Here is a 673-nt window from a genome sequence, read left to right on the forward strand (position 1 = left end):
AAAATATGTTGAATATATTGTATATAAGTACTATAGCTATAAATTGAAATATGAGCCAGAATATAAAAACTATAAATTTAAAAATTGAAACGAATATTTTTCTCTCACCCAATTACAGCACCTGCTCTTGTCATATTTTAGTTTATTCTAAGTAGGAAGTGTTTACTATAAAAGTATTTCTATTTTACATATAAATTATTTTCACTAATGGTTTATGATTTTCCCTTAAAAATAGTTCCGCAGTTTCTGCAGGTTATAGTTATTCTGCCCTTATGCTTTGGAACTCTCATTTTTTGGGAACAATTTGGACATTTGAATATTTTATAGTATCTATTACTACCTATTGTGGTTTTATATGTTTTGATCCGTCTGACCAGGGGAGAAATAAAATTTTCGTAGGCCTGAAGTTCTTTATGTCTTCTGTATTTGTTTCTTGAAAGACATCGCCATGTAGAATATATTATACATACAAAACCGAAAGTGGCACTGCGCCTGAACAGGGAAAATATAAACCCAGCTATGTAAAGATGAGTTGAGAGTTTATCAATGCCATAGCTGTTTCTAAAATAATAGGAAATCTTATTTAAATATTTATTCAAATTTATCACTCCTGTAAACTAAGCTTTATATAGCTATTATATCAGTGTTATATGGTATAGTAATATTATAATAA

The 673-nt window shown here is 28.2% G+C and carries 1 protein-coding gene; it reads right to left on the reverse strand.

The window, feature by feature from the left end:
• Positions 1-212 precede the first annotated feature (212 nt).
• A complete protein-coding gene (locus tag J5G60_RS18625) occupies positions 213-599 on the reverse strand; it encodes a hypothetical protein (protein WP_150356589.1) in 387 nt (128 codons plus the stop codon).
• Positions 600-673 lie beyond the last annotated feature (74 nt).

The sequence above is a fragment of the Clostridium sp. HV4-5-A1G genome (assembly GCF_900184915.1).
Classification (GTDB): Bacteria; Bacillota; Clostridia; order Clostridiales; family Clostridiaceae; genus Clostridium_B; species Clostridium_B aromativorans.